This window comes from Aeromonas sp. R6-2, from assembly GCF_040908155.1.
Lineage (GTDB): Bacteria > Pseudomonadota > Gammaproteobacteria > Enterobacterales > Aeromonadaceae > Aeromonas > Aeromonas schubertii.
This window is the reverse complement of record NZ_JBFODE010000007.1, coordinates 24,840-49,743: the sequence shown is the minus strand read 5'-3', so window position 1 is coordinate 49,743 and position 24,904 is coordinate 24,840. Positions and strand designations below refer to the sequence as shown.

Genomic DNA, 24,904 nt, shown 5'->3' with positions numbered 1-24,904 from the left:
CTCCGCTTGCACCCTTCAGTTAGCGTAGGCCAGCCAACAAAAAGCCGAACCCTGATACTCGACCGAGCGGGGCCCCCAAGGCCCATCATGAGTCGCGCCTTCATCACCATCACAGCACGGAGTAGAATGACCCCACTCAGCCTGCCAAGAACGATCTTATGAACGGACCCGACCCCGCCAACCCGCACCCCATGGCGGGCTTCCCCCAGGTGTGCTTTATCAAGAACACCATCAAGGGGCCCAATATCGAGGTGGGTGACTACACCTACTACGATGACCCCGAGGACTCGGCAGGCTTCGAGCGCAACGTCCTCTACCACTTCCCCTTCATCGGCGACAAGCTCATCATCGGCAAGTTCTGCGCCATCGCCCGCGGGGTGAAGTTCATCATGAACGGCGCCAACCACCAGAGCGCCGGCCCCTCCACCTACCCCTTCTTTATCTTCGGCGAGCCTCTTTTTGGACACCCACTTTTCTACTATCCACCTTGACCATCCAGTACCACCTAGTCATTGTGATCACTCTTCATCTGGAACTGAGCCAGATGCAACTGACCTCCATCAGCCACACCAGTTTCCAGGCCCGCCCCTTCTACCGGGAATAGGATTATTCCATTCTTGGCGAACTGCCGGATATACCACTGGGGTATGGCGGTAATTTTCTGAAAAAGCAGATGTGAGCAACAAGGTGCAAATTGATGAGCATTATTCAAGAGATCTATGCGTGGTCCAAGGGACTCGCTGCTTGGCAGCAAGATGCTATTGCTAGGCTCTACCAAGACCGTTCACTTAGTACTGCGGATCTGGAAGACCTCTATGCATTGGCCAAGGCAGAAGTGGGGATTCCAGATCCAGATGGCCGGATATCCAAGAAGCTTCAAGACACACAGGTTGCTCCGCCTGCCGATCCAGCCCGAGTAGTTCAGTTAGCCGCGATCAAGGGGCTTGTGAACGTCAATGCATTGGCGAACGGCGGGAGCGTCCCGATCGCTTTAGCTGGTCTAACCGTCATCTACGGGGAAAACGGAGCCGGGAAGTCGGGATACTCCAGAATATTCAAACACGCGTGTCGCGCGAGAGATCGGCGCGAGCCCATCCTACCCAACGCCAAACTAGACCCCAAGGACGTTGGCCCCGCTCAGGCTGTGTTCGAGGTTGTAATCGATGGCACAGCGATTGACCTTCCTTGGCAGTACGGTGTGATAGCGCCTGAACCACTTTCGGATATCTCAATCTTCGATACCCACTGCGCCCGAGCTTACATCGATAACCACGGGGACTTTGCTTACACCCCATATGGGCTGGACATCTTGGAGGGGCTAGTCGGTGCCTGTACCAAGCTCAAGGCGCGGGCTACGCAAGAGAAGGCTGCGAATGCTCCAAGTGACGCAGCGTATGCCGTGCTGATGAGAGAGCAGACTGCGGTCGCCACAGCACTACTTGGTATCCCGATCCAGACAAAACCAGAGCACATTGAGAATTTGGCCACGCTTAACCAAGCCGAGCTGGATCGGCGGGCCCTGCTGACCAAAACCCTCGCAGAGGCTGATCCTAAGAAAAAAGCCCAGGCGACTCATCAGAAGGCAGCGCGCCTTACGGGGTTGAAGGATCGGATTACCGCCGCGATAACACTGATCGACGATGAAAAGGTCACACAGCTTAAAGGGCTTATTGATAAAGCAAAATCGGCCAAAGCTGCCGCAGACCTAGCGGCAACCGAGTTCAAACAAACTCCGGGTCAACTTGCTGGTACTGGAAATGAAGAATGGAAAACGCTGTTTGAAGCAGCCCGAACTTTTGCCAAAGTAAGCCACCCAGACCATGAATTCCCGGTGCTTCCCAAAGACTCTGCATGCCCCCTCTGTCAAAACATGCTTGGACAGGATGGGGCTGCGCGTCTGGTGCAGTTTGACACGTTTATCAAGCAGGCAGCTGAAAAAGCTGCGGCCGAGGCGCGCGAGGTAGCAGCAACGGCCTACAAAGTGATCAAGAAAGCGACCTTGGACATCATATTCCGTGATGGTTTGGTGGAAGAGTTGACGGAGATTGCTCCTGAGCTCGCTGCAGGATGCTCGACGATGCAGAAGTGCCTGAATACCCGTCATCAATTGGTGTTGCAGGCAGCGGCGACCGAGCTCTCATGGGAAGAGATTTTGGCACTGCCGAATGACCCTCGACCGGGGTTGGTAAGCATAATTGAAGGTCTACAGGAACAGGCCAAGGCTTTGGAAGCCACGGCCGATGAGAAAGTTCGGGCTGATATGATGGCTGAGAAGCGAGAGCTTGATGCACGGGTGCGCCTGGGGGAAGTCAAGACCGCTGTCTTAGAGGCAATCACCAAGCATGAGACCTGCCGTAAGCTTCAGGCGTGTATTGATGGTTTGGATACGCGAGCAATCTCCAGAAAGTCTACCGAGCTTTCGCGGACAACGGCCAGCAAGGAGCTGGCGGACGCTCTCAACGATGAACTCAAACTACTCAAGGTGCATCAACTTCAGGTCGTAATGAAGCCAGAGTCTCCAGGGGGAAAGACCCAATTCAAGCTGGTCCTTCAATTGCCTGGTGGAGGTTCGCCTGCCGCCATCCTCAGTGAGGGGGAGCAGCGAGCTATTGCCATCGCATCCTTCCTGGCAGAGATAAAGCTTGGCAAAGGACGTGGCGGGATTGTGTTTGATGATCCAGTGTCATCACTCGATCACAGGCGCCGTTGGGAGGTGGCGTATCGTTTAGCCCTTGAGTCACTCACCCGGCAGGTGATCGTCTTCACCCACGACATCTACTTCCTCTGCATCTTGGAGCAGAAGATCGAAGAACTTGGGTCAATGCTGAGCAAGAACTACATTCGCAGAACAGCCCAAGGATATGGTGTGCACTCGCAGGATCTGCCGTTTGACGTGGTGGGCACCAAAGATCGTCTGGCAAGGCTCCGGCAAGAACTCGTGGAGGTTCGTAGAGCGCAAAAGGATGGGGATGAAGATGAACATCGTCGTCTGACTGCATTTTGCTACGGCCGGCTACGCCTGGCTTGGGAGAGGTGTGTCGAGGAGGTGTTGCTGAACGGCGCGGTCCAGCGGTTCGGTGAAGGTGTGTCAACACAGCGCCTTAAGTCTGTCGTTGTGACCGATGATGACTACCGGGAAGTTGATGCAGGAATGTCTAAGTGCTCCAAGTTCGAGCACGATGCCGCAACAATTGTTGGAAGGCTCCCAATCCCAGAGCCTGATGAACTTGAGCAAGACATAGCGAGACTGGCGGCATGGCGAGACACGATTAACAGGCGTCTGATCGATACGGCCAAGACCAGAAGCTGAGTGTCTACTAGTGACATAAACCCACTAGGCCAAGTCTGAATGGTGGGCACGGTTTTGGTTCCCCCTCTTATTCGCAGAGGCGAGCACGCTTGTCCAGGCCGCGAGACAGGATGTCGAGCGAGCGGCGCTGGGCCATGGATGGCCCGTCGGCGCGTGCCGTCGGACAAGTGGGTGAGACGAAGGGCCCCGACGAAGTCGGGCGAATAAGCGGGGGAGAAGACCTTTGGTGACTTTGGGTCTTTCCAAAGTCACTCGCCCCGGCCCGAAGGGCGGGCGAAATCCCTTCGAGGCCGGCGGCCTCGCGTCCTGCTCGGTGTAGCCGAGCCGTCTACCATCCCCAAAAAATGCAAAGCGGACGATTACGCCTACCGGCTAATCGACCCTACGATTGCACGGCGCAGCCGTGCCTGCTCGCCACAGGCACGGAGTCTGGCTGGACGCCGAGATGCCACCGGCAAAGGGGGCGTGGCCGCCCCTATCGACCCAAGAAGGGTTCCCAGTCTTTAAACACTGGCTGCAACCCCGCCTGCCGCACGGCGGCGGCCACTTCCCCTACCGGCCTGTCGTCGTGGATGGCGAACTGCTCCAGCTCTTCCTCGCCGCCGTCCGCATAGCCCCCCGGCTGGGTGCGCGACTCGGCCGACATCTGGGTGATGCCAAGGCGCACCGCACCGTTGCGAAAGGTGGCGGATTCGCGGGTGGAGAGCGACAAGTCCAGGGTCGGCGAGAAGAGGCGCCAGGCGCAGATCAGCTGGGCCAGCTGGCGATCCGACATCACAACCTCGGGCACCAGAGCGCCGGTGCAGGGGCGCAGGCGCGGGAAGGAGAGCGAATAGCGGCTCTGCCAGTGGTGGCGCTCAAGCCAGCTCAGATGCTCGGCGACAAAGTAGCTGTCGGCGCGCCAGTCCGAGGAGAGACCGATCAGCGCCCCCAAGCCGATTTTGTCGATACCGGCGCGGCCGAGCCGATCCGGCGTGGCGAGGCGCCATGCGATGTCCCGCTTGTTGCCGCGCAGATGGTGGCGAGCGTAGGTGGGGGCGTGGTAGGTCTCCTGATAGACCATGACGGAATCCAATCCTAAGGTCTTCAGCTCGGCGTATTCGTCTTGGGAGAGGGGCTGCACCTCCATCCCTACCGTGCTGAAGTGGCGGCGGATGATGGGCATCACTTCGCGGAAATAGCCGAGCCCCACCTTGGTCTCGTGCTCGCCGGTCACCAGCAACACGCTGTCGAAGCCCCGCGCCTTGATGGCGAGGCACTCTCGCTCTATCTCCTCCAAGCTCAGGGTCTTGCGCTTCAGGCGGTTGCTCATGGAGAAGCCGCAGTAGGTGCAGTCGTTGGCGCACAGGTTCGACAGATAGAGGGGCACATAGAAGCCGATGGTGTTGCCAAAGCGCTGGCGGGTGAGGCGCTCGGCCTCGGCCGCCATCCGGGGCAGATAGGCCTCGGCGGCCGGCGAGATCAGCGCCATAAAGTCCGCCAGGGTGCGGCGGGAGGTGGTCAGCGCCCGCTCCACGTCCGCGGCGGTCTTGGCGCGCACCTGCATCCCCACGTCGTCCCACTCCAGCGCCTGCCATCTATCGAGAAAACTCACGCCCTCGATGGGGTCGAAGTGCACGCTCATAGAGCCCCCAGAAAATCGGTGAGCGGGCTGGAGGCCTGGGCCTGCACGCCGCGCGCCCCCAAACCCGCCTTATAGGCGCTACGGCCTGCCTCACAGGCCAAAGCGAAGGCGCGGCCCATGGCAACCGGGTCGCCGCTCACCGCGATGGCGGTGTTGACCAGCACGGCGTCGGCGCCAAGCTCAAAGGCGGCGGCCGCGTGGCTTGGCGCGCCTATGCCCGCGTCCACCACCACAGGCACATTGGCCTGCTCGACGATGATGGAGAGAAACTCCCGGGTCACCAGCCCCTGATTGGAACCGATGGGCGCGCCGAGCGGCATCACGGCGGCGCAGCCCACCTCTTCGAGCCGTTTGCAGAGCACGGGGTCGGCGCCACAGTAGGGCAACACCACGAAGCCCTCTTTGACCAGCTGCTCGGCGGCTTTCAGCGTCTCGATGGGATCGGGCAGCAGATAGCGCGGATCGGGGTGGATCTCCAGCTTGAGCCAGTTGGTTCCCAGCGCCTCGCGGGCCAGGTGGGCGGCAAACACCGCCTCGGCCGCAGTCTTGGCGCCCGAGGTGTTGGGCAAGAGCTTGACCCCGAGTTGCAGCAAGGGGCTCAGGATATCGTCGTGAGCCTTGCCGGGTTCGAGCCGCTTGATGGCCATGGTGACCAGCTGGGAGCCGCTCGCCAGGGTGGCCGCGGCCATCAGATCCGGGCGGGCAAACTTGCCGGTGCCGGTAAAGAGGCGCGAGGAGAAGGTGTGATCAGCAATCTTGAGCATGTCAGCCCCCTGCAATGGCAGTGAAGAGGTGAAGTTCATCCCCGTCATTGAGACGGGTCTCGGCCCAGCGGCCTCGTGGCAGCACGGCGCCGTTAAGGGCCACCGCCACCCCCTGGGGATGGACGTCCTGGGCGGCCAGCAGGTCGGCCACGCTCTGCCCTGCCGCCAGCGGCTGGGCTTTATCGTTGAGTCGAATGGTCAAGGTCATGGGGTGATTTCCTTGTGCTGCCCGCAAACCGGGCAATCGGGATCGGGGGCCAAGGTGAGGGTCTGCCACTGATGGGTCAGCGCATCGAAACGACGCAATGTGCCGGCGACCGGGCTCGGCATCCCGAGCAGCAGTTTCAGCGCCTCCAGCGCCTGCAAAGAGCCCATCACCCCGACCAATGGGCCGGTGACGCCGCTGGTTTCGCAGCTCTGACTGACTTTCGTATCCTGCGGATAGAGGCAGGCGTAGCAGGCGTGATCAAAGCTTGTACGCGCCATCAGCTGCCCCTGCCAGCCCACAGCCGCCGCAGAGATCCAGGGCTTGCCCTGGGCCACGCAGGCGGCGTTGATGGCCTGGCGGGTGGCCAGGTTGTCGCAGCAGTCCACCACCAGACCCACCTCGGCCACAAACTCCGGCAGGTTGGCGGCATCGAGCCGCTGGTTGATGGCGATCAGCTCCACCTGCGGGTTGTGGGCGGCCAAGCGCTCGCGGGCCAGCTCCGCCTTGGAGTGGTTGACTGCCTCGCTATCGAACAGGATCTGGCGCGGCAGGTTGCTGGAATCCACCGTGTCGCCATCGGCCAGCCACAAGGTGCCCACCCCGGCCCCGGCCAGATAGAGGGCAAGCGGCGAGCCGAGCCCGCCCAGGCCCACGATCAGCACGGATTTGCCTTTTAGCCGCACCTGACCGGCCTCCCCCACTTCCCCCAGCATCAGCTGGCGGCCATATCTGAGATACTCTTTGTCACTGAGAGATGCGGCATCAGAGCGCATGTTCCACCTCCCGCATCACACAGGCCGAGCGTGGCTCATCCCCCGCCCCCACGGCAGCCAGCAGCCGCTCGGTCGCCCCCTGCCAGTCTCGGCTTCCGGTAATGGCCGAAACCAGGGCGATGCTGCCGACGCCGCTCCCCTTGACCGCCGCGACCCGCTCCTCGCTGATGCCGCCGATGGCGACCGTCGGCCAGTCGCACATCAGGGCGCGGTAGCGGTGCAGCCGCTCCAGCCCCTGGGGGCGCGAAGGCATGGCCTTGGTGTTGGTCGGGAAGATATGGCCGAGTGCGATATAGGAGGGGGCCAGCTCGCGGGCGCGCATCAGCTCGAAGTAGCCGTGGGTGGAGATGCCAAGGCGCAGCCCCGCCGCCTGAATGGCGGCGAGATCGGCGGTCTCCATGTCTTCCTGCCCCAGGTGTACGCCCCAGGCGCCCGCCTCGATGGCCTGCTGCCAGTAGTCGTTGATAAAGAGCCGTGCCCCATGACGGCGACCGAGCGCGACCGCATCACGAATGGCCGGTGCCACCTGGGCGGCGGGCAGATTCTTGATCCGCAGCTGGATCGTCTTGACCCCCTGCCCCAGCAGGCGTTTGAGCCACTTGACCGAATCCACCACCGGATAGAGGCCGAGGCTCTGTTCGGTCGGCGCGAAGGGGCCCTGCGGCAGGCGGGCACTGCTTGTCTCATACAGGCCGAAGCGGCGATCCAGGGCTGACCCCGCCAGCACGGCGCGGGGGAAGTGGGCAAGATTGTCTGGCCAACCCAGGTGGGCGATGGGGCCGGGACCCGCTCCCACTCCCTGCGCCGCCGCCAGCCCTTGTTGCAGGTAGGCGCGCGCCAGGGTGATGGCGTCTTCCACCGGGTAGTCCTGTGCCACTACGGCGGCGATGGCGCTGGCGTAGCAGCAGCCGGTGCCGTGGCCGTGGCGGGTATCGAGGCGCTGGGCGGCGAGCCAGAATTCGCGGGTCTCGTCCTGGTAGTAGTCGAGGCAGAGATCCCCGCCCCATTCAAGGTGACCCCCCTTCACCAGCACGGCGCGGGCACCGAGTTCACGGAGCCGCCGTACGGCGAGGCGCACCAGCTCGGGACTGGTGGCGGGCAGGCCGGTCAGGGCCTCCAGCTCGGGGCCGTTGGGGGTAATCAAGGAGAGGCGCGGCAGCAGGTGCTCGCGCACCGCCGCCAGCATGCCGGGCTCCGCCATGGGGGTGCCGGTGCTGGCGATGGCCACCGGATCGTAGACCACGAAGGAAGCCTCGACAGTCGACAACCTGCGGGCCAGCACCTCCACGTGCAGCCGGGTCGGCAGCAGGCCGATTTTGATGGCGGCGGGTGGCAGATCCAGCCCCAGGGCGTCGATCTGGGCGGTGAAGGTTTGCATCAGCACGGGGTCGACCATCTTCACCGCCACCGAGTTCTGGGCGGTAATGGCGGAGATAACCGAGCAGCCGTGCACGCCAAGGTCGTGCAGGGTGTGCAGGTCGGCCTGAATGCCGGCGCCGCCGCCGGAGTCTGAACCTGCTATGGTCCAGACCACGGGACGCGGGGCCGCCGTCATGGCGGACAGGTCGGCGGGGCTGACAGCCCCGCGCTCGCTGCTCACGCCTCCTCCCCTGCGGCCTGCTTCAGGGTCGCCGCCTGGTGGTAGATCTCGCCGCCGGTCTCCTTGAAGGTTTCCGCCATCCGCGCCATGCCGCTCTCCACCTCGGCCACGACCCGCTCCTGCTGGCCGTCCATGCCCACCAGCTTGATCTCAACGGCCTCCAGTTTCGCCGCGTAGTCGCGCACATCCTGGGTGATCTTCATGGAGCAGAACTTGGGCCCGCACATGGAGCAAAAGTGGGCCACCTTGCCGGACTCCTGGGGCAGGGTCTCGTCGTGGTAGGCGCGGGCGGTGTCGGGATCCAGCGCCAGATTGAACTGATCCTCCCAGCGGAACTCGAAGCGCGCCTTGGACATGGCGTTGTCACGGATCTGGGCGCCCGGGTGGCCCTTGGCCAGATCCGCAGCGTGGGCGGCGATCTTGTAGGTGATGAGGCCCTGCTTCACGTCCTCCTTGTTGGGCAGGCCCAGGTGCTCCTTGGGGGTCACGTAGCAGAGCATGGCGCAGCCGTACCAGCCGATGAGCGCCGCACCGATGCCGGAGGTGAAGTGATCGTACCCCGGGGCGATGTCGGTGGTGAGCGGGCCCAGGGTGTAGAAGGGCGCCTCGTGGCAGTGCTCCAGCTGCTCGGTCATGTTGCGCTCGATCATGTGCATGGGCACGTGGCCGGGGCCTTCGATCATCACCTGCACGTCGTATTCCCAGGCAATCTTGGTGAGCTCGCCCAGGGTGCGCAGCTCGGCGAACTGGGCCTCGTCGTTGGCGTCATAGACGGAGCCCGGACGCAGGCCGTCACCCAGCGACAACGCCACGTCATAGGCAGCGCAGATCTCGCAGATTTCGCGAAAGTGTTCGTAGAGGAAGTTCTCCTTGTGGTGGGAGAGGCACCACTTGGCCATGATGCTGCCACCGCGCGAAACGATGCCGGTGAGGCGCTTGGCGGTCATGGGCACGAAGCGCAGCAAGACGCCGGCGTGGATGGTGAAGTAGTCCACCCCCTGCTCGGCCTGCTCCAGCAGGGTGTCACGGAATAGCTCCCAGGTGAGATCCTCGGCGATGCCGCCCGTCTTCTCCAGCGCCTGGTAGATGGGCACGGTACCGATGGGCACAGGGCTGTTGCGCAGGATCCACTCGCGGGTCTCGTGGATATAGCGGCCGGTGGAGAGATCCATCACGGTGTCGGCGCCCCAGCGGGTGGACCACACCAGCTTCTCCACCTCCTCTTCGATGCTGGAGGTGACCGCCGAGTTGCCGATGTTGGCGTTGATCTTCACCAGGAAGTTGCGGCCGATGATCATGGGCTCCGCTTCCGGGTGGTTGATGTTGCTGGGGATGATGGCGCGCCCGGCGGCCACTTCACCCCGCACGAACTCGGGCGTGATGTTCTGGGGCAGTCTGGCGCCAAAGCCCTGACCCGGATGCTGGGTGCGCAAGAGTTCTGAGCGAACCCGCTCGCGGCCCATATTCTCGCGCAGGGCGATAAATTCCATCTCCGGGGTGACGATGCCGGCGCGGGCGTAGTGCAGCTGGGTGACCCGGCGGCCCGGCTTGGCGCGGCGGGCGCTCGGCAAATGCTCGAAGCGCAGGTGATCCAGCCCCTCGTCGGCCAGGCGCTCCTGAGTGAAGGTGGAGCTCAGCCCCGGCAGCTCGTCGGTGTCAGCGCGCTCCAGCACCCACTGTTCGCGCAGGCGCGGCAGGCCGCAGCGCACGTCGATGGGGGCGGCCTCTTCCCCATAAGGGCCCGAGGTGTCGTAAACCGGCACCGGTTCGTTGGGCTCGAACTGAGGGGCTTCCTTGGTGCCGCCGACGAAGGTGTCGGCCAGCTGGATCTCCCGCAGGGGCACACGGATGTCGGGGCGGGAGCCTTCGATAAAGATGCGGCGGGAGTTGGGGTGAGCCATCCCCTTCAAGTTATCGATAAAGGTCTGGGCGCTGGAGCGCTGCTCGCGGCGGCTGGATTTGGTGGTATCAGATACATGGGTAGACATAGCAAAACTCACATTAACTGGTTGAAGTTATGGGTGTTTGCTTGTCTGGAGTTCGAGGAGAAGATGAACTTGCGGTGGGGTGTGTTCGGGGGAGTGGGCGATGGGGTCTCTCTTCCCAGTCCAACCCTGCTGACCCTCTCTCCCTGACAGGAGAGCCGGCGCCTGATGGACGACCGGTAGGGGCAGCCTCCCCCTGTGCGCCTGTAGTGGCCAGAGGCGGTCTGCCTCTGGCTGACAGGAAGGTGCTCCTTCCCTGGCGCGGTAACCCGCAAGTTACCCTTGTTTCCCTTCGCAGGTCTTAACCTGATCAGGTTCCACGGATCCCGAATTAACGGTCTCAGCTTAGCGTCGTTCGACGGTCAGCACTCCGACAAGATGGCGCCAGTATAAGTGGGGTTTTGCAAAGTACAACCCATTAACATGACCGACCAGTTTCCCTGTGAGGGGGATCTACTGATCGAGGATGATATGGGGCAGGAATCGGGAGCTGTCTTTGGTGATCAGGGTGGCATCTTCCCGGATGCCGATGCCGGCCGCCTCATCACCCACTACCCAGCTGCCGATCAGGGTGTAACTGCCGGCAAAACAAGGCAAGGGATGAAATGCCTGGCGCACATAACCCGAGTCGTCATAGGGGCCCGGTTCCTGCAGATGCTCACCCCGATGATCCACCAGCTCGATATTGGCCCCTTCCCGTGAGTAGAGTGGTTTTCGCACCCAACCAGGCGGTAACGAGTCTCGTGGGGAGTCATCGAAGCAGGCGGGCAACAGGTTGGGATGGCCCGGAAAGGCCTGCCACAGCAGGGGCAAGATCCCCTTGTTGGAGAGGATCATCTTCCAGGCCGGCTCGATGAAACGGGTCTGGCTGGTGAGCAGGGTATGGCCGAAGGGCTCACGCACCATAAACTCCCAGGGATAGAGCTTGAAGATCTCGCGGATCGGCTTGCTCTCCAGATCGACCAACTGACCGGCCAACTCACCGATATCGACCAGGTCGATAAAACGGGCATCGCACCCGGCCTGCAGAGCGATGTCGATGAGATAATCGAGATTGCCTCTGTCCTCCAGGTTATCGCCGACACAGGTGAAATGCAGGGGCGTGCCGTGCCCATGGGTGGTGAAGGCGCTCTGCAGCTTCTCCTGCAGGGAGTTGAACTGATCCGCCCCGGCCGGCAAGACACCGCGGCGCACCTGATCCTCTAGCCAGATCCACTGGAAGAAACCGGACTCGTAGAGGGAGGTGGGGGTATCGTAGTTGAGCTCCAGCAGCTTGGCGGGCCCACGCCCGTCATAGGCGAGATCCAGCCGGCCATAGAGATGAGGATCCCGGCGCCGCCAGGAGTCCTCCAGGGCGGGCCAGCAATACTGCGGGATGTCCAACCGGGTCAGCAGCGCCTCGCTGGCCACTATCTCGGGCACCAGAGAGAGGGCCATCTGGTGCAACTCTTCGGTCGGCGCCTCCAGATCATCCTCTATCTGGCGCAGGGTGAAGCGATAGTAAGCGCGCTCATCCCAATAGGGCTCTCCGTCGAAGGTGTGAAACTCGAAGCCAAGCTCGCGGGCCTGTTCTCGCCAGTCGGGGCGTTCGGTAATAAGGATGCGTTCCACGCCTAACCTCCACTGCTCTGACAATAGGCCGCCCGTCGTGCCGCCTCACCGCCAAAGCCACCCCGACGCACGGCGAGCGCCGGCGCCAGGGTCATTGCACTCTGACACACCTGCACCAGGCCACCACCGGCAGGCAAGCCGACCCCTTGGGCGGTGCGCAATGAGTAAGGCTCATTGATGCGCTGATAGAGGGGCTGGGTCGGGATATTCGGATTGGGCGTGGAGCCACGGGCCACGCCGCTCGCCAGAAATGCCCGCATGCGGGGAACCTCGCCCTCGCAGCCCCCCACCCCGAAGTCGGCCTCGCACTCGGCACGATCGGGATAGTGGGGGGCTCGCATCATATGCCTGGCACGGGCCTCATCGAAGGCCAAGCGGCACTGAGCAGGATCATTCTCGGGGGAAGCGGCACAGGCCTGGGCCGAGTAGTAGACATAAGCCAGTTCGGGACGCTCGTTGCACCCCTGCAGCCAGAGTGAGGCGGTCGGTACCATCATCACCAGCGCCACCCGGCTACTGCGTTTGTTGTTGCTCTTCATGGGCCCCTCAATAGGTCATGCAGGCGGCGTTGAGCAACCCGACGGCCAGGGAGATAGCCGCCAGCAGGATGGCACTGGCCATCTCTCCACGAGCAATCCTCTCGCAAAGGTCCTTAAGCCACAGCCTCATCACCATAAATGCCGCCACCTGAACCATCAGGGCGATCGCCCCCCAGATGGCACAATCGAGCAGGGAGAGAGAGTGACTGATGGCGCTGGAAAGGGGCAGAGCAAACCCCAACAGCGCCCCCGAGAACGCCAATGCCGCCGCCATATTACCGGCCCGGATCAGGACAAATTCATGGTGGGGAGTGAGCCAGGTGTAGAGACGCACGAAACAACCGAGCAACACCATTGCCAGCAGGAAATAGACAAGAAAGGGTAACAGTCCACTCAGGGATCCGAGCAGTGAAGGAGGCATGTGAAGGGTCCTGTGATGAAGCGAGGCGACATCATGGAGAAAAGCGGCAAACACAACAACGGCAGGGGAGGCACCACCCCCAAGATGGGGGAGTGGCTCGCCGAAAACGTCATCACAAACAGAAGCAGGCCCCATGAAGGGGCCTGCGGGGGGCTTATTGCACCGGGGCTATGGTCAGGCTGACGTCACCGAACCCTTCGCTGGCCAGGGTCTCCCTGTCCATATTCACACCGGTGAGAGCGACGCCCTCGGCAGAGGCGCTGCGCAGCTCGGCACTCTGGGAGCGGGTCTGAGGTTGGCCGATCTCGATATCGCCGGCAAACTGGCTCTCGGCGTAGAAGTCGCCGGTAACGCCGGAGCGAACCGGGCGCAACACTCGGCCCAGGTTGTTTTGCATGGTCGACAGGCCATACTCGTTGATGGTCCAGTTCCAGTCCCACCACTTCACCTCACCCGGAATGTAACGCTTGTCCCACTGGTAGCGGATGCTGCTCGCCTTGTCCCGGAACGGGCCGATGGCGAAGAGGTGCTCCTTGGTCGGACGATTATCCGGGTGGGTGTACCAGGCATTGCCGCTCCAACGCAGGAATCCCTTCATGGTCAGGTCATAGTTGACCTCGGCCTTGAACTCATAGGGATAGGAGATATTGGACTTGTAGAGAGCGACGCGCACCGGCACGCTGGAGTGGGGTGGCACAGTGGGACGAGCCTCGACCGACACTGTCTCGGTGGTCGCTCCTCCCTTCTGCTCGGCCCAGCTCTGGGTTGAAGAAATCTCGACCGAGTATTCAGTGCTGGAAACCTGCGGGATCTGGAACGTCTTCTTGATGCCGACCTTCTCGCTGAGGCTGTAGGTATCCGTCTTGGACCAGTTGGTGGCCTTGTCATACTTCAGGGTCACCACCACCTGCTGGGGCAGATCCGTGTAGTTGGTCGCGTTGGCGGTGATGGTCTTGATCAGCTGCTTGCCGCTCTCGGTCACCTGCCCATGACTAAAGGTGTCGGGATCCAGGGTATAGGAGAAGTTGCTCACCTTGATGGAGCTCTTCTCCCCGCAGCGATAGCCAGAACAACTGCCGTCGTTATTGCCCTTGATCAACCAGCCATCGCTGAGGCGGGTGACATCCATATCCTCACCCACATAGGGGCTATGATTTCCCCCGACCCAGGCATAGCCCAAATAATGAGTGAGATAACTCACCGGCTTGATGAAATAATCCTTGTCATGAACAAGCCGCCATTGAACATCGATCTCATCGCCGGCTGGAATATTCCATGCCGAGTAGTTAGGGATCTCTCCAGAGACAGGGGAATTAGGATAGCACCAGGTTTCTCCGGCCGTTCCCTGCTTGATCTCACCATTATATCCGGGGCCCATGATCACCCAGCCGTTGGCCAGCCCGGTAATTTGCCACTGCCCCATGCGCCCGACCAGATTGCTCTTGATGCTCATGGCCTCATCCCGCGTCAGGGGACGATACCCGCTGCCGCAGACCCCCACCCCCAGCTTGTACCACTTCACCTGGTCGGGATAGACGGGCTCGGCAGCCTGAACCTGTGCCAGCAGCAGGGACGATGCGATCAGCGTCAAACTGCCCGTTATTATTCTTTTCATTATTTAACCCTCTTATAAGTATGCGTGGATTGTTCTTTGTATGGCAGGCAAGGCTCATGAAGAGCGCCGCCTGAGACTTTATATAAGCGCCAAAATAAGTCTGCGACAAATTAAAAATTTATAAAAAAACAAAACCATTAGAGCTTTAACTTTATTGACTCCACACTCACAATAAAGATGAAAAAAATAACCACCCTATTGCGGTGGTTATTATTCACTGTGCGCCAAATAGCCTTATTCCTCGGGGTTGATGATCTCTATTTGCTGTAGCAGACCATCGCCGGTACGGGTCAAGACCAGATCTCTGCCCGGCGCCAGATCCACGGCACTGCCGTTGATCCAGCTCACCCGCTCATCCCATTCGATACGCCCCAAATGAATCAGGTTTATCTCTCTCCTCCCAACACTCGCCACCCTGTCCTGTGCCCGTCGCCAGGGAGCAGCGCCTGCCACGAGACGCGCCTGTACCTCGATACGCAGGGCCACCCCCTCCTCCACCCAGAGCGCCAGACGGTCTCCGGGTCTCAGGGGACCACCATAGGGCCTTCCCTCTCGCCACACGGTGGCACTGCCCCGCTCAACCCTGGCCCCCATCATCTCCAGAGAGAGACCATCCTCCCCCTCCAGCTCCACCAGCCACAACTCGCTGGCCGCCGCCACATCACCCGACAGCAACGCGGCCAGCAAGGCAATCTCTCTGATCCCCATAACAAAAAACCCATGTCGAACCGAGGTTCAAGCATGGGTTTGGTCGCCGCCGGGTGCCCCCTGCGAAATCTGTCAGTCATCCACCCTGCAACGAGAGAGCCGCATCCCGTCGAAGTGGCACTCCAGTGCCACCCAGCGCCCCTCGAAGGGGGCCAGAGAGCCATCCTCGGCTGAATACCCCCAGACTCGCCCCCCCTCGACCCTTCCCTCAAGATCGAGATCCTCATCCTCCTCCAGGGGCTCTATCTCCCGCACCAGGTTGCGCCCTCCCAGCACAACGCCTTCCAGCTCGACCCAGGTGCCACCGAGATCGTCCTCATTGAGCCCATCCTTGAAACGGGTCTGCTCGTCGATCACGAAGGGGATGCCATTGACCATCAACTCACCGAGTTGCCAGGTGGTGCGCCCCATCAGCTTGAACTCGCTCCCCTGCGCCAGCGCCGAGAGGGAGACAAGCAGGAGTGACAGAGAGAGACGTTTCAGCATGGGGATCCTCGGGGTTACACTGGCGGCTGACAGGGTAGCGCCTGTGGTGTGAAAGCAACGTGAAGCGGGGAGATCTCAGCATGAAAATAGTCGTCGTGGAAGACAATCCCCAGGTCGCCGAGACCATTCTCGACTACCTGGAGCTGGCCGGTCACACGGTCGATTGCGCCTATCATGGGCAAGCCGCCCTGCAGTTGCTGGCACAGCAGCGCTTCGACGTCATCATCATGGACGTCATGATGCCCCGCCTCGACGGACTGACTGCCGTGGCACGCCTGCGCGAACAGGGGATCGCCACCCCGGTCATCTTCCTCACCGCCCGCGACAGCCTGGAGGACAAGCTGGCCGGCTTCAAGGCGGGGGGCGATGACTATCTGGTCAAACCCTTCGCCATGGAGGAGCTGGAGGTGCGCCTGCAGGCCCTCTACCTGCGTGGCCCGCGCAGCGACGTGGGGCAGATTACTGTGGGGGATCTCACCCTGGATCCAGGCAGCGGCCGCGCCACCCGGGCCGGCGTTGAGCTGAAGATTGGCAAGATCCCGTTTCGGATCCTGGCCCTGCTGGCACGCCGTGCCCCGGCTCTGGTGACCCGCCAGGAGGTGCTCGACACCGTCTGGGGCGAGGAGGAGCCCGACTCGGACGCCCTGCGCAGCCACATCTATGCCTTGCGCACTGCCCTCGACAAGCCGTTTGATCACCCCATGCTGGAGACGGTGCACGGTCAGGGCTACCGGCTGATCACCCCATGAAGCTGCCGAGTCTGCGCCGCCGTCTGATGCTGGCCCTGGGCGGGGCCGGCCTGCTCTTTCTGCTGCTGGTCTCCGGGCTGATGCTGGTGGCCGAGGACAAGATGGAGGAGCTGAGCCTGCACCACTGGCTGCAAGCCGAGGTGACCCGTTATGGAGATGACTGGTTGCGGCTGGGAAAGGCGGCGCCGGCCCCCAGCCCGCGCCAGTTTTCCAGCTACTGGACCGAGGCGGGCAGGCTGCCCCGCTGGCTCAAGCCCTATGATGCCCCCGGCTTCTACGAGCACCAGTTGGGGGATGAGGACAAACACTTTCTGGTGGCCCGCCACCCCTCGGGCCAGGGGCTGCTCTATCTGGTCTTCAATGACGATGCCGATGACTATCTCGACCCCTACGAGGACAAGCTGCATCTGGTGACCCGCCTCATCGGCCTCGGCCTGTTGCTGGCGACCCTCGGCTTCGGCTTCTGGCTGGTCCACCACATCACGGGCCCCCTCAACCGGCTGCGCCAACGGGTCGCCCACCTCACCCCCTCCCAGGCCGACTTCACCCCGGACGCCCCCTGGCAAGAGCTCAGGGAGATAGAGCTGGCCCTGCTGACCGGCAAACGGGAGGTGGCCGCCGTCTTCGCCCGGGAGCAGGAGTTCAGCCGTTTCGCCAGTCACGAGCTGCGCACCCCCAACATGGTGATCCAGGGCTCGGCAGCCCTGCTCGGCAAGGTGGAGGGGTTGCCGCCGCCCGCAGGACGGGCGGTGACCCGCATTCGCGAGGCGGCCGATGAGATGGCCCTGCTCACCGAGACCTTCCTGCTGCTCGGCCGGGGATCGGATCCCGAGCGCGAGCCTCTCCCCATCGCCCCCCTGCTGGAGCAGGAGCTGGCGCGAATGCGCCCCCTGCTCGAGCGCGAGCCCCTCGATATCTGCCTGACTCTGGATGACAGCCAGGCTCAGGCTCCCCTCTCCCTGCTCACCATCGCCCTGCGCAACCTGCTGAAGAACGCCCTCAGCTACGCCGAGGGGCATATCGACATTCGCCTGGAGCTGGGGGTAGTCACCGTGAGCAATCCCAGTGACGCCGCTCCGGATCAGGTGCTCGGTTACGGCTGTGGCCTCACCATCATTGAGCGCATCGCCGAGAAGCTGGAGTGGCGAATCGAGACCCGACTCGAGGCAGGCGTCTTCACTGCTCGGCTCGACTGCCGGACGTGATCGGGGACACGTCTGTCCCCTGCCGCCTGTGCCATCATGAGGCAGAAGGATGTGCGGGAGAGCGAGATGGAGTTCAGCGATACCCCCCTCTACGGCGCCCTGGTGTCACTGGCGATCGGCCTCATCATCGGGCTGGAGCGCGGCTGGCAGACACGCCGGCTGGAGGATAACCAGCGCATCGCCGGGATGCGCACCTATGGCCTCATCGGTCTGCTCGGGGGCGCCTGCGGCCTGCTGCTCCCCACCCTCGGCACCACGCTCGCCCTGCTCGGCCTGCTGGCCATTCTGGGGGGCGTCGTCCTCTCGGTGTGGCTCTCCCTGCGTTGGCAGGGGGAGTTTGGCCTCACCAGCTCGGTCGCCATGGTGCTCACCTACCTGCTCGGCCTGATGGCGGTACTGCTCGGTCCCACCGAGGCGGTCGCCTGCGCCGTGCTGGCAGCCCTGTTGATGGGGCTCAAGGGGGAGATACACCAGGGGATGCTGTTCCTGAGCGAGACCGAGTTTCACGCCACCCTGCGCTTCCTGCTCATCTCCCTGGTGCTGCTGCCGGTGCTGCCCAACGAGGAGATTGGCCCCTTGCAGGCCTTCAATCCCTTCAAGATCTGGCTGATGGTGGTGATGATCGCCGCCATCTCGTTTTGCGGCCACTTCGCGGTACGCCTGGTGGGCACCCGCAAGGGGCTGGTGCTCACCAGCATACTGGCGGGCTTTGCCTCCTCGACCGCCCTCACCCTGCAATTTGCTCGTCTCAACCGGGAGCAAAGCGGCCTGGAGCGGCTGCTCGCCAACGGCATCCTGCTCGCCAGCGCCACCATGTGGCTGCGGGTCTGGGCCCTCACTCTGGTGGTCTACCCGCCGCTGGCCCGCCAGCTCACCTGGCCCCTGATTACCCTGGCTCTGGTCATCTACGGCTGCGCCTTCTGGTTCTGGTACCGGCGGGAGGCCGCCCCCGAGCCGGTCCAACCCGAGACCCGCAACCCCCTCGATCTGGCCACGGCCCTCAAGTTTGGCCTCTTGCTCGCCGTCATCGGCTTTCTCGCCACCCTGTTACAGCAGACGGTGGGGAGCTCGGGGGTCTATTTGCTGGCCGCAGCATCGGGGATCGCCGACGTGGACGCCATCACCCTCTCCCTGGCCCATCTGGCCAGCCGGGAGCTGAACCTGGAGGTGGCCATGCGTGCCATCCTGCTGGCCGGCTTTATCAACTCCCTCATCAAGGGGGGACTGGCGCTGGTCATCGGCGGTCGTGGGCTCGGCTGGCGAGTGCTGCTCCCCTATCTGCTCTCTGCCCTCGTCTGCATGCCTCTGCTGGGGTGGTGACCCGACCCCGCTTTGGCCATAATGCACAGCCATCACCAAGCAGCAGGAGAATGTGATGGCAAGCGACTGGGACAAGATATTGGCCGGGGGGCTGCTCGACAGCAGCAGCGAAGAGGTGGCTAACGACCGGATCCGTGGTCAGGCCCTGCTCACCCGACTCAACGCCACACCGGCCGGCGAGGAGAGCGAACGCCAGGCACTGTGCCGCGAACTGTTCGGCCACTGCCCCGAGAGCAGCTGGATCAGCACCCCCTTCACCTGCGAGTTTGGCCGCAACATCCACATCGGCGAGAAGAGCTTCCTCAACTTCAACGTCACCATCCTCGATGTGTGCGAGGTGCATATCGGCAGTCATGTGCTGCTCGCACCCAACGTGCAGATCTACACCGCCACCCACTCCATGGACTACCGGGATCGGCGCCGCTGGGAGGCATTCGGCAAACCGGTACACATAGGTGACGACTGCTGGATCGGCGGTGGTGCCATCCTCTGTCCCGGCGTCACCATAGGGCCACGCTCCGTGATTGGCGCCGGGGCCGTGGTCACTAGGGACATCCCCGCCGACAGCGTGGCGGTGGGCAACCCGGCCCGGGTGATCCGCACCCTGTCCCATGGGGAGCCGAGAGACGAACGGGCTCTGGACGCCGGCCAGGGCGCTTGACCCCAACGACACCCACTCCAAACGGAGTGGTGACTCGGCCTCGCACCTGTGTCACAACAGGGGAGTAACCTTAGCTTCGTCAGGAGACGTTATGACCATGTGGACAGGGATTGTGCTGATCGTATTGATCAGCCTGGGTTTTGACTATCTGCGCACCCGCGCCAGGCAGCAGGGCCTCAATGGCCGTCAGCGAGCCGATGTGGATGCCCTGCGAGAGGAGCTGCAGAAGCTGCAGGAGCGGGTGGTCAATCTGGAAGCCATCGTCATCGAGGAGGAGAAGAAGCGTCCCTTCCGCTCCCTGTGACCCTGAGGGAGGGCTCCCCGCCCTCCCCAATACCGCCAAGGCGCAAACGATTTACACTAACCTGTTGATTGTGTTGACAATTCACTCCAATCAACCGAGTTACCAACATTCAAGCACCGACCAACCCATATAAAAACAGTCACTTATGAGAACTATGGTTTAAAATTCAAACCGTTAGCGAAAACGTTTTTCCGGCACTATTCCCTTGACCCGGTCGACAGCTCACTTACAGTAAACCGCGCAAGCAGGTATACCTGCCCAGGCAGGTAGCGGACACCATAACAATCAAGGACAAGATCGTGACTAAAGTACTCAAGCTGGCCACAGTAGCCGCCCTCACCCTCTCTGCACTCTCCGCCCAGGCCGCCTCTGAACCGGCCGTCATCTATGACACTGCCGGCAAGTTCGACAAGTCGTTCAACGAAGCCGTGTTCCGTAACGGCGTCGAGCTCTACAACAAGGACAAGGGCATCAAGGTCAAAGAGTTCGAACCCCAGAACGAAGCCCAGCGCGAGCAGGGTCTGCGCCGTCTGGCCAGCCGTGGTAACGGGCCCATCGTCGCGGTCGGTTTCAACATGGGATCCGCCGTCGAGAAGGCTGCCACCGAGTTCCCCAACACCCAGTTCACCATCATCGACATGGTGGTCGACAAGCCCAACGTACAATCCATCGTCTTCAAGGAGCATGAAGGCTCCTTCCTGGTCGGTGCCCTGGCGGCCATGGCCTCCAAGACCGGCAAGGTCGGCTTCGTCGGCGGCATGGATATCCCCCTGATCCGCAAGTTCCAGTGCGGCTACGAGCAGGGCGCCAAGTACGTCAATCCGAAAATGGAAGTGTTCCAGAACATGACCGGCTCCACCCCGGCCGCATTTGCTGACCCGGCCAAGGGTGCCGAGCTGGCCAAGTCCCAGTTCGCCAAGGGTGCCGATGTGGTCTATGCCGCCGCCGGCGGAACCGGGATCGGTGTCTATCAGGCCGCCAAGGACGAAGGCAAGCTGGCCATCGGCGTCGACTCCAACCAGAACCACCTGCAACCGGGCACCATGCTCACCTCCATGGTCAAGTCGGTAGGTCTGGCCGCCTACAAGACCTGGGATGACGCCGCCAAGGGCACTTGGAAACCCGGCATCCAGGCCCTGGGTCTGGCCGAAGGCGGTGTTGACTGGGCCCTGGACCAGTACAACGAGAAGCTGATCACCCCGGAGATGAAGGCCAAGGCTGACGCCATCAAGGCTGACATCATCGCCGGCAAGATCCAGGTCCACGACTACATGTCCGACAACTCCTGCAAGTACTAATCTCACCTCAAGGCCGGCCATCAGGCCGGCCTTCTTCAACGCTTTTTCATGACTCGCAAGGATTGCATCATGGACCAGACAGATCGCTATGCCATCGAATTGAGCGGTATCGATAAGCGGTTCGGCGATGTTCACGCCAACAAGCATATCGACCTGCAGGTTCGCCGTGGCTCGATCCACGGCATAGTGGGTGAAAACGGGGCCGGTAAATCGACCCTGATGAGCATCATCTACGGCTTCTACCATGCCGACAACGGCGAAATGCGTATCTTCGGCCAGCCCTTCAAGCCGCACGGCTCGCAAGAGGCCATCAAGGCCGGTATCGGCATGGTCCACCAGCACTTCATGCTGGTGAACAACTTTACCGTATTGGAAAACGTCATCCTCGGCGCCGAGCAGGGGTGGCATCTGGGGCAGAGCCAGGCCACCGCCGAGAAGCTGCTCGGTGAGCTGGCGCGGGACTACGGTCTCGAAGTGCCGCTGCACGAGAAGATTGAGAACCTGCCGGTGGGACTGCAGCAACGGGTCGAGATCCTCAAGGCGCTCTATCGCGGCGCCCGCATTCTGATCCTCGACGAGCCCACCGGCGTACTCACCCCGCAAGAGGCCGATCACCTTTTCGAAGTACTGAAAAAACTGCGCGACCAGGGTACCACCGTCATCCTCATCACCCACAAGCTGCGGGAGATCATGGCCATCACAGACCAGGTCTCCATCATGCGTCGCGGCGAGATGGTGCACCATGTGGCCACCTGTGACACCGACAAGGAGCAACTGGCCGAGCTGATGGTGGGACGCAAGGTACGCCTCAAGGTCGACAAACAGCCTGCCAACCCGGGTGAGCCGCTGCTGCGGGTCGACAACCTCAGCTATGTGGATGGCAGCGGAGTGGAGCGGGTCAAGTCGGTCAACTTCCAGGTTCGCGCCGGGGAAGTGGTCGGCATCGCCGGGGTCTCCGGCAACGGCCAGTCCGAGCTGCTCAGCCTGCTCGGTGGCATCCTCAAGCCCAGCAAGGGCGCCTTTACCATAGCCGAGCACAGGGTCGATCAGGCCCATCCGGCCAGCGCCCGCGCCGTGCGCGCCATGGGGCTCGGCCACGTGCCGGAAGATCGCCACAAGATGGGGCTTATCAACCGTTTCGAGGCCCAGGAGGCCTACATCCTCGGCTACCACCACCTGCCTGACTACAACAAGGGTCTGCTGCAAGACAAGGCGGCCATCCTGCGAGAGTGTCAGGAGAAGATGGAGAAGTGGGACGTGCGCCCCCCCAGCCCAACCCTCAAGACGGCCAACTTCTCCGGCGGTAACCAGCAGAAGCTGGTGATCGCCCGCGAGGTGGAGCAGGACCCGCAAGTGCTGCTGGTGGGCCAGCCCACCCGCGGGGTCGATATCGGGGCCATCGAGTATATCCACCAGCAGATCATCGCCATGCGCGATCAAGGCAAGGCGGTACTGCTGGTCTCGGTAGAGCTCGACGAGATCATGAGCCTCTCCGACCGCATCCTGGTGATCGCCGACGGTCGCATCGTGGGTGAGCTCGACGCCGCCCGGGCCGATGAGAAGACCCTGGGCCTGATGATGGCCAACATAGTCCCCGACGATATCGCGAAGGAGGCACAATCATGAGCAAAGCACGCATTCCGGGGTGGATCTCGGTTGGCCTGCTGCCGGCCCTCAACGTCTTGCTGGCCTTCCTGGTATCGGCCATCCTCTTCAGCTATCTGGAGATTAACCCCCTCGACGCGGCCAAGATCATGTGGACCGGCGCCTTCGGCAGCGAAGAGGGGATAGGCTTCACCCTCTACTACGCCACCGGTTTCATCTTCACCGGTCTGGCGGTCGCGGTGGCCTTCCACGCCGGCCTGTTCAACATTGGCGGTGAGGGGCAGGCCTATATTGGCGGTCTCGGCGTCGGCCTGGTCTGTCTGCTGCTTGGCGATGTACTGCCGTTTGCCCTGCTGCTGCCGCTCGCCATCATAGCCGGCGGTCTGTTTGGCGCGGCCTGGGCCTTTATTCCGGCCTGGCTGCAAGCCAGGCGCGGCAGCCACATCGTTATCACCACCATCATGTTCAACTTCATCGCCTCGGCCATCATGGCCTACCTGCTGGTGGAGGTGTTCAAACCGGCGGGCTCCATGGCGACCGAGAGCCGGGTCTTCGCCGCGGCGAGTTGGTTGCCCAAGATGAGCGATCTGGCCGCCATGATGGGCATAGAGATGGTGCGCAGCCCCCTTAACATCAGCTTCTTCTGGGCGCTGATCTGTGCCGTGCTGGTCTGGCTCTTCATCTGGCACACCCGCTGGGGCTATGAGATCCGCTCGGTCGGTGCCAGTCAGAGCGCGTCGGCCTATGCCGGCATCCCCTATCCGCGCGTGGTGATCATCACCATGCTCATCTCCGGTATGCTGGCGGGTTTCTTCGCCCTCAACGTGCTGCAGGGGGAACTGCACCAGATCAAGCTCAACTTCGTTGAGGGGTTCGGCTTCACGGGTATCGCCGTGGCCCTGATGGGACGCAACCACCCGGTCGGGGTGATCCTGGCGAGCCTGCTGTTTGGCTTCCTCTATCAGGGGGGGGCCGAGCTCAGCTTCGAGTTCGGGGTCGACCGCAACATAGTGGTGGTGCTGCAGGGTCTGGTGATCCTGTTCTGCGGCGCGCTGGAGCACATGTTGCGCCCGCGGGTCGAGCAGCTCTATCTGGCGCTGGCCACACGCAAGGAGGCGTAAATCATGTTCGAGATTCTGATCCTGATGCTGGATGCCACCGTCCGCACCGCGCCCCCTCTCATCCTGGCCGCCATGGCCGGTATGTTCTGCGAGCGTTCGGGCGTCGTTAACATTGCCCTCGAGGGCAAGCTGCTGGCGTCCGCCTTTGCCGGCGCCGCCGCAGCGGCCGTCAGCGGCTCGGCCTGGGTCGGCCTGCTGGCGGGGGTGGGCATCTCTATCCTGCTCGCCCTGCTGCACGGCTTCGCCACCATCACCCACAAGGGGGATCAGGTGGTGAGCGGCATGGCCATCAATATCCTGGCGGCCGGTCTGACCGTGACCCTGGGTCGCTTCTGGTTCGATCAGGGCGGACAGACCCCGGCACTCTCCGGCGATGCCCGCTTCGCACCGATCGACCTGCCCTACGCCAAGGAGCTCTACGACGTGCCTGTCGTTGGCCAGCTCTACAGCGAGCTGCTCAGTGGTCACTCCCTGCTCGAGTACGCCGCCTTCGCCGTGGTGCCACTCGCCTGGTGGGTGCTGTTTCGCACCCGCTTCGGCCTGCGCCTGCGGGCGGTGGGCGAGGCGCCCGCTGCGGTCGATACCGCCGGCATCTCAGTGGTGCGCCTGCGCTACAGCGCTCTGTTTATCGGTGGCATGCTGGCAGGACTGGGAGGTGTCTATCTGTCGGTCGCCCAGACCGCCCAGTTCATCCCCAACATGAGCGCGGGCAAGGGCTTTATGGCCCTGGCTGCCCTGGTATTTGGCAAGTGGCGTCCGTGGAATGCCATGGCGGCCTGCCTGCTGTTCGGCTTCCTCGATGCGGTGGCGATCCGGCTGCAAGGGGTCTCCATCGGAGGCTTCGCCATCCCGGTGCAGTTTATCGAGTCGCTGCCCTATGTGCTGACCGTGTTCCTGCTGGCCGGCTTCATCGGCAAGGCGGTAGCGCCCAAGGCGCTCGGTACGCCCTATGTGAAGGAACGAGAGTAAAACGACAAGGGGGCCGATGGCCCCCTTG

At 62.4% G+C, this 24,904-nt stretch carries 22 protein-coding genes, 1 pseudogene and 1 riboswitch; of the genes and pseudogenes, 11 read left to right on the top strand and 12 right to left on the bottom strand.

What is annotated here, in order from left to right:
- Positions 1–158 precede the first annotated feature (158 nt).
- Together AB5Y48_RS01750 and AB5Y48_RS01745 are read left to right on the top strand one after the other, a co-directional pair.
- A pseudogene (locus tag AB5Y48_RS01750) lies at positions 159–449 on the top strand (chloramphenicol acetyltransferase); the annotation flags it as partial.
- A 248-nt stretch (positions 450–697) separates the two neighbouring features.
- A complete protein-coding gene (locus AB5Y48_RS01745) occupies positions 698–3,310 on the top strand; it encodes an AAA family ATPase (RefSeq protein ID WP_368163596.1) in 2,613 nt (870 codons plus the stop codon).
- 475 nt (positions 3,311–3,785) lie between these two features.
- On the opposite strand, the gene thiH is transcribed toward AB5Y48_RS01745, so the two are convergent.
- The 12 genes from thiH to AB5Y48_RS01685 form a co-directional block, all read right to left on the bottom strand.
- Entirely contained in the window at positions 3,786–4,934 is a 1,149-nt protein-coding gene (gene thiH / locus AB5Y48_RS01740; protein ID WP_368163595.1) for a 2-iminoacetate synthase ThiH, read from the bottom strand.
- A complete protein-coding gene (locus tag AB5Y48_RS01735) occupies positions 4,931–5,698 on the bottom strand; it encodes a thiazole synthase (protein ID WP_368163593.1) in 768 nt (255 codons plus the stop codon). Before AB5Y48_RS01735 ends, thiH begins: the two co-directional genes overlap by 4 nt.
- Position 5,699: 1 nt before the next feature.
- Positions 5,700–5,906 carry a sulfur carrier protein ThiS gene (gene thiS / locus AB5Y48_RS01730; RefSeq protein WP_042009043.1) on the bottom strand — a complete coding sequence of 69 codons (207 nt, stop codon included), beginning with the start codon at positions 5,904–5,906 and terminating at the stop codon, positions 5,700–5,702.
- A complete protein-coding gene (locus AB5Y48_RS01725; protein ID WP_368163590.1) occupies positions 5,903–6,679 on the bottom strand; it encodes a ThiF family adenylyltransferase in 777 nt (258 codons plus the stop codon). Before AB5Y48_RS01725 ends, thiS begins: the two co-directional genes overlap by 4 nt.
- On the bottom strand, positions 6,669–8,279 hold the full coding sequence (gene thiE, locus AB5Y48_RS01720; RefSeq protein WP_368163589.1) for a thiamine phosphate synthase: 1,611 nt from the start codon (positions 8,277–8,279) through the stop codon (positions 6,669–6,671). The genes AB5Y48_RS01725 and thiE overlap by 11 nt, the downstream gene beginning before the upstream one ends.
- Positions 8,276–10,267 (bottom strand): phosphomethylpyrimidine synthase ThiC, encoded by a 1,992-nt coding sequence (thiC, locus tag AB5Y48_RS01715; protein ID WP_368163588.1) that lies wholly within the window; start codon positions 10,265–10,267, stop codon positions 8,276–8,278. Before thiC ends, thiE begins: the two co-directional genes overlap by 4 nt.
- Positions 10,268–10,533: 266 nt before the next feature.
- Positions 10,534–10,647, bottom strand: a riboswitch (TPP riboswitch).
- A 70-nt stretch (positions 10,648–10,717) separates the two neighbouring features.
- On the bottom strand, positions 10,718–11,875 hold the full coding sequence (locus tag AB5Y48_RS01710; protein WP_368163586.1) for a glutathionylspermidine synthase family protein: 1,158 nt from the start codon (positions 11,873–11,875) through the stop codon (positions 10,718–10,720).
- A 2-nt stretch (positions 11,876–11,877) separates the two neighbouring features.
- Positions 11,878–12,414: a DUF1190 domain-containing protein gene (locus AB5Y48_RS01705; RefSeq protein ID WP_368163585.1), complete on the bottom strand. Its 537-nt coding sequence runs from the start codon at positions 12,412–12,414 to the stop codon at positions 11,878–11,880.
- Positions 12,415–12,421: 7 nt separating this feature from the next.
- Positions 12,422–12,835, bottom strand: a complete 414-nt coding sequence (locus AB5Y48_RS01700) for a DUF350 domain-containing protein (protein ID WP_368163583.1) — start codon at positions 12,833–12,835, stop codon at positions 12,422–12,424.
- 154 nt (positions 12,836–12,989) lie between these two features.
- The gene (locus tag AB5Y48_RS01695) at positions 12,990–14,450 is read right to left on the bottom strand and encodes an aerolysin family beta-barrel pore-forming toxin (RefSeq protein ID WP_193556653.1); all 1,461 of its coding nucleotides are present in this window, start codon (positions 14,448–14,450) and stop codon (positions 12,990–12,992) included.
- Positions 14,451–14,684: 234 nt separating this feature from the next.
- On the bottom strand, positions 14,685–15,158 hold the full coding sequence (locus tag AB5Y48_RS01690; RefSeq protein WP_224162781.1) for a hypothetical protein: 474 nt from the start codon (positions 15,156–15,158) through the stop codon (positions 14,685–14,687).
- 72 nt (positions 15,159–15,230) lie between these two features.
- A complete protein-coding gene (locus tag AB5Y48_RS01685; protein WP_060587733.1) occupies positions 15,231–15,644 on the bottom strand; it encodes a DUF5666 domain-containing protein in 414 nt (137 codons plus the stop codon).
- Between the two features lie 80 nt (positions 15,645–15,724).
- On the opposite strand from AB5Y48_RS01685, the gene AB5Y48_RS01680 reads away from it, so the two are divergent.
- The 9 genes from AB5Y48_RS01680 to AB5Y48_RS01640 all read left to right on the top strand — a co-directional run bounded on the left by AB5Y48_RS01680 (position 15,725) and on the right by AB5Y48_RS01640 (position 24,876).
- On the top strand, positions 15,725–16,393 hold the full coding sequence (locus AB5Y48_RS01680; protein ID WP_368163581.1) for a response regulator transcription factor: 669 nt from the start codon (positions 15,725–15,727) through the stop codon (positions 16,391–16,393).
- Positions 16,390–17,598 (top strand): sensor histidine kinase, encoded by a 1,209-nt coding sequence (locus tag AB5Y48_RS01675; protein ID WP_368163580.1) that lies wholly within the window; start codon positions 16,390–16,392, stop codon positions 17,596–17,598. The genes AB5Y48_RS01680 and AB5Y48_RS01675 overlap by 4 nt, the downstream gene beginning before the upstream one ends.
- A gap of 66 nt (positions 17,599–17,664) precedes the next feature.
- The gene (locus AB5Y48_RS01670) at positions 17,665–18,918 is read left to right on the top strand and encodes a DUF4010 domain-containing protein (protein ID WP_224162804.1); all 1,254 of its coding nucleotides are present in this window, start codon (positions 17,665–17,667) and stop codon (positions 18,916–18,918) included.
- A 55-nt stretch (positions 18,919–18,973) separates the two neighbouring features.
- On the top strand, positions 18,974–19,579 hold the full coding sequence (locus AB5Y48_RS01665; RefSeq protein ID WP_050667991.1) for a sugar O-acetyltransferase: 606 nt from the start codon (positions 18,974–18,976) through the stop codon (positions 19,577–19,579).
- 91 nt (positions 19,580–19,670) lie between these two features.
- Positions 19,671–19,883: a hypothetical protein gene (locus AB5Y48_RS01660; protein WP_050667992.1), complete on the top strand. Its 213-nt coding sequence runs from the start codon at positions 19,671–19,673 to the stop codon at positions 19,881–19,883.
- Between the two features lie 299 nt (positions 19,884–20,182).
- Positions 20,183–21,181, top strand: coding sequence for a BMP family protein (locus AB5Y48_RS01655; RefSeq protein WP_050667993.1), 999 nt, complete (start codon positions 20,183–20,185; stop codon positions 21,179–21,181).
- Between the two features lie 69 nt (positions 21,182–21,250).
- Positions 21,251–22,807, top strand: a complete 1,557-nt coding sequence (locus tag AB5Y48_RS01650; RefSeq protein ID WP_050667994.1) for an ABC transporter ATP-binding protein — start codon at positions 21,251–21,253, stop codon at positions 22,805–22,807.
- Positions 22,804–23,907, top strand: coding sequence for an ABC transporter permease (locus tag AB5Y48_RS01645; protein WP_050667995.1), 1,104 nt, complete (start codon positions 22,804–22,806; stop codon positions 23,905–23,907). Before AB5Y48_RS01650 ends, AB5Y48_RS01645 begins: the two co-directional genes overlap by 4 nt.
- Before the next feature lie 3 nt (positions 23,908–23,910).
- On the top strand, positions 23,911–24,876 hold the full coding sequence (locus AB5Y48_RS01640) for an ABC transporter permease (RefSeq protein ID WP_050667996.1): 966 nt from the start codon (positions 23,911–23,913) through the stop codon (positions 24,874–24,876).
- The last annotated feature ends 28 nt before the right edge of the window (positions 24,877–24,904 follow it).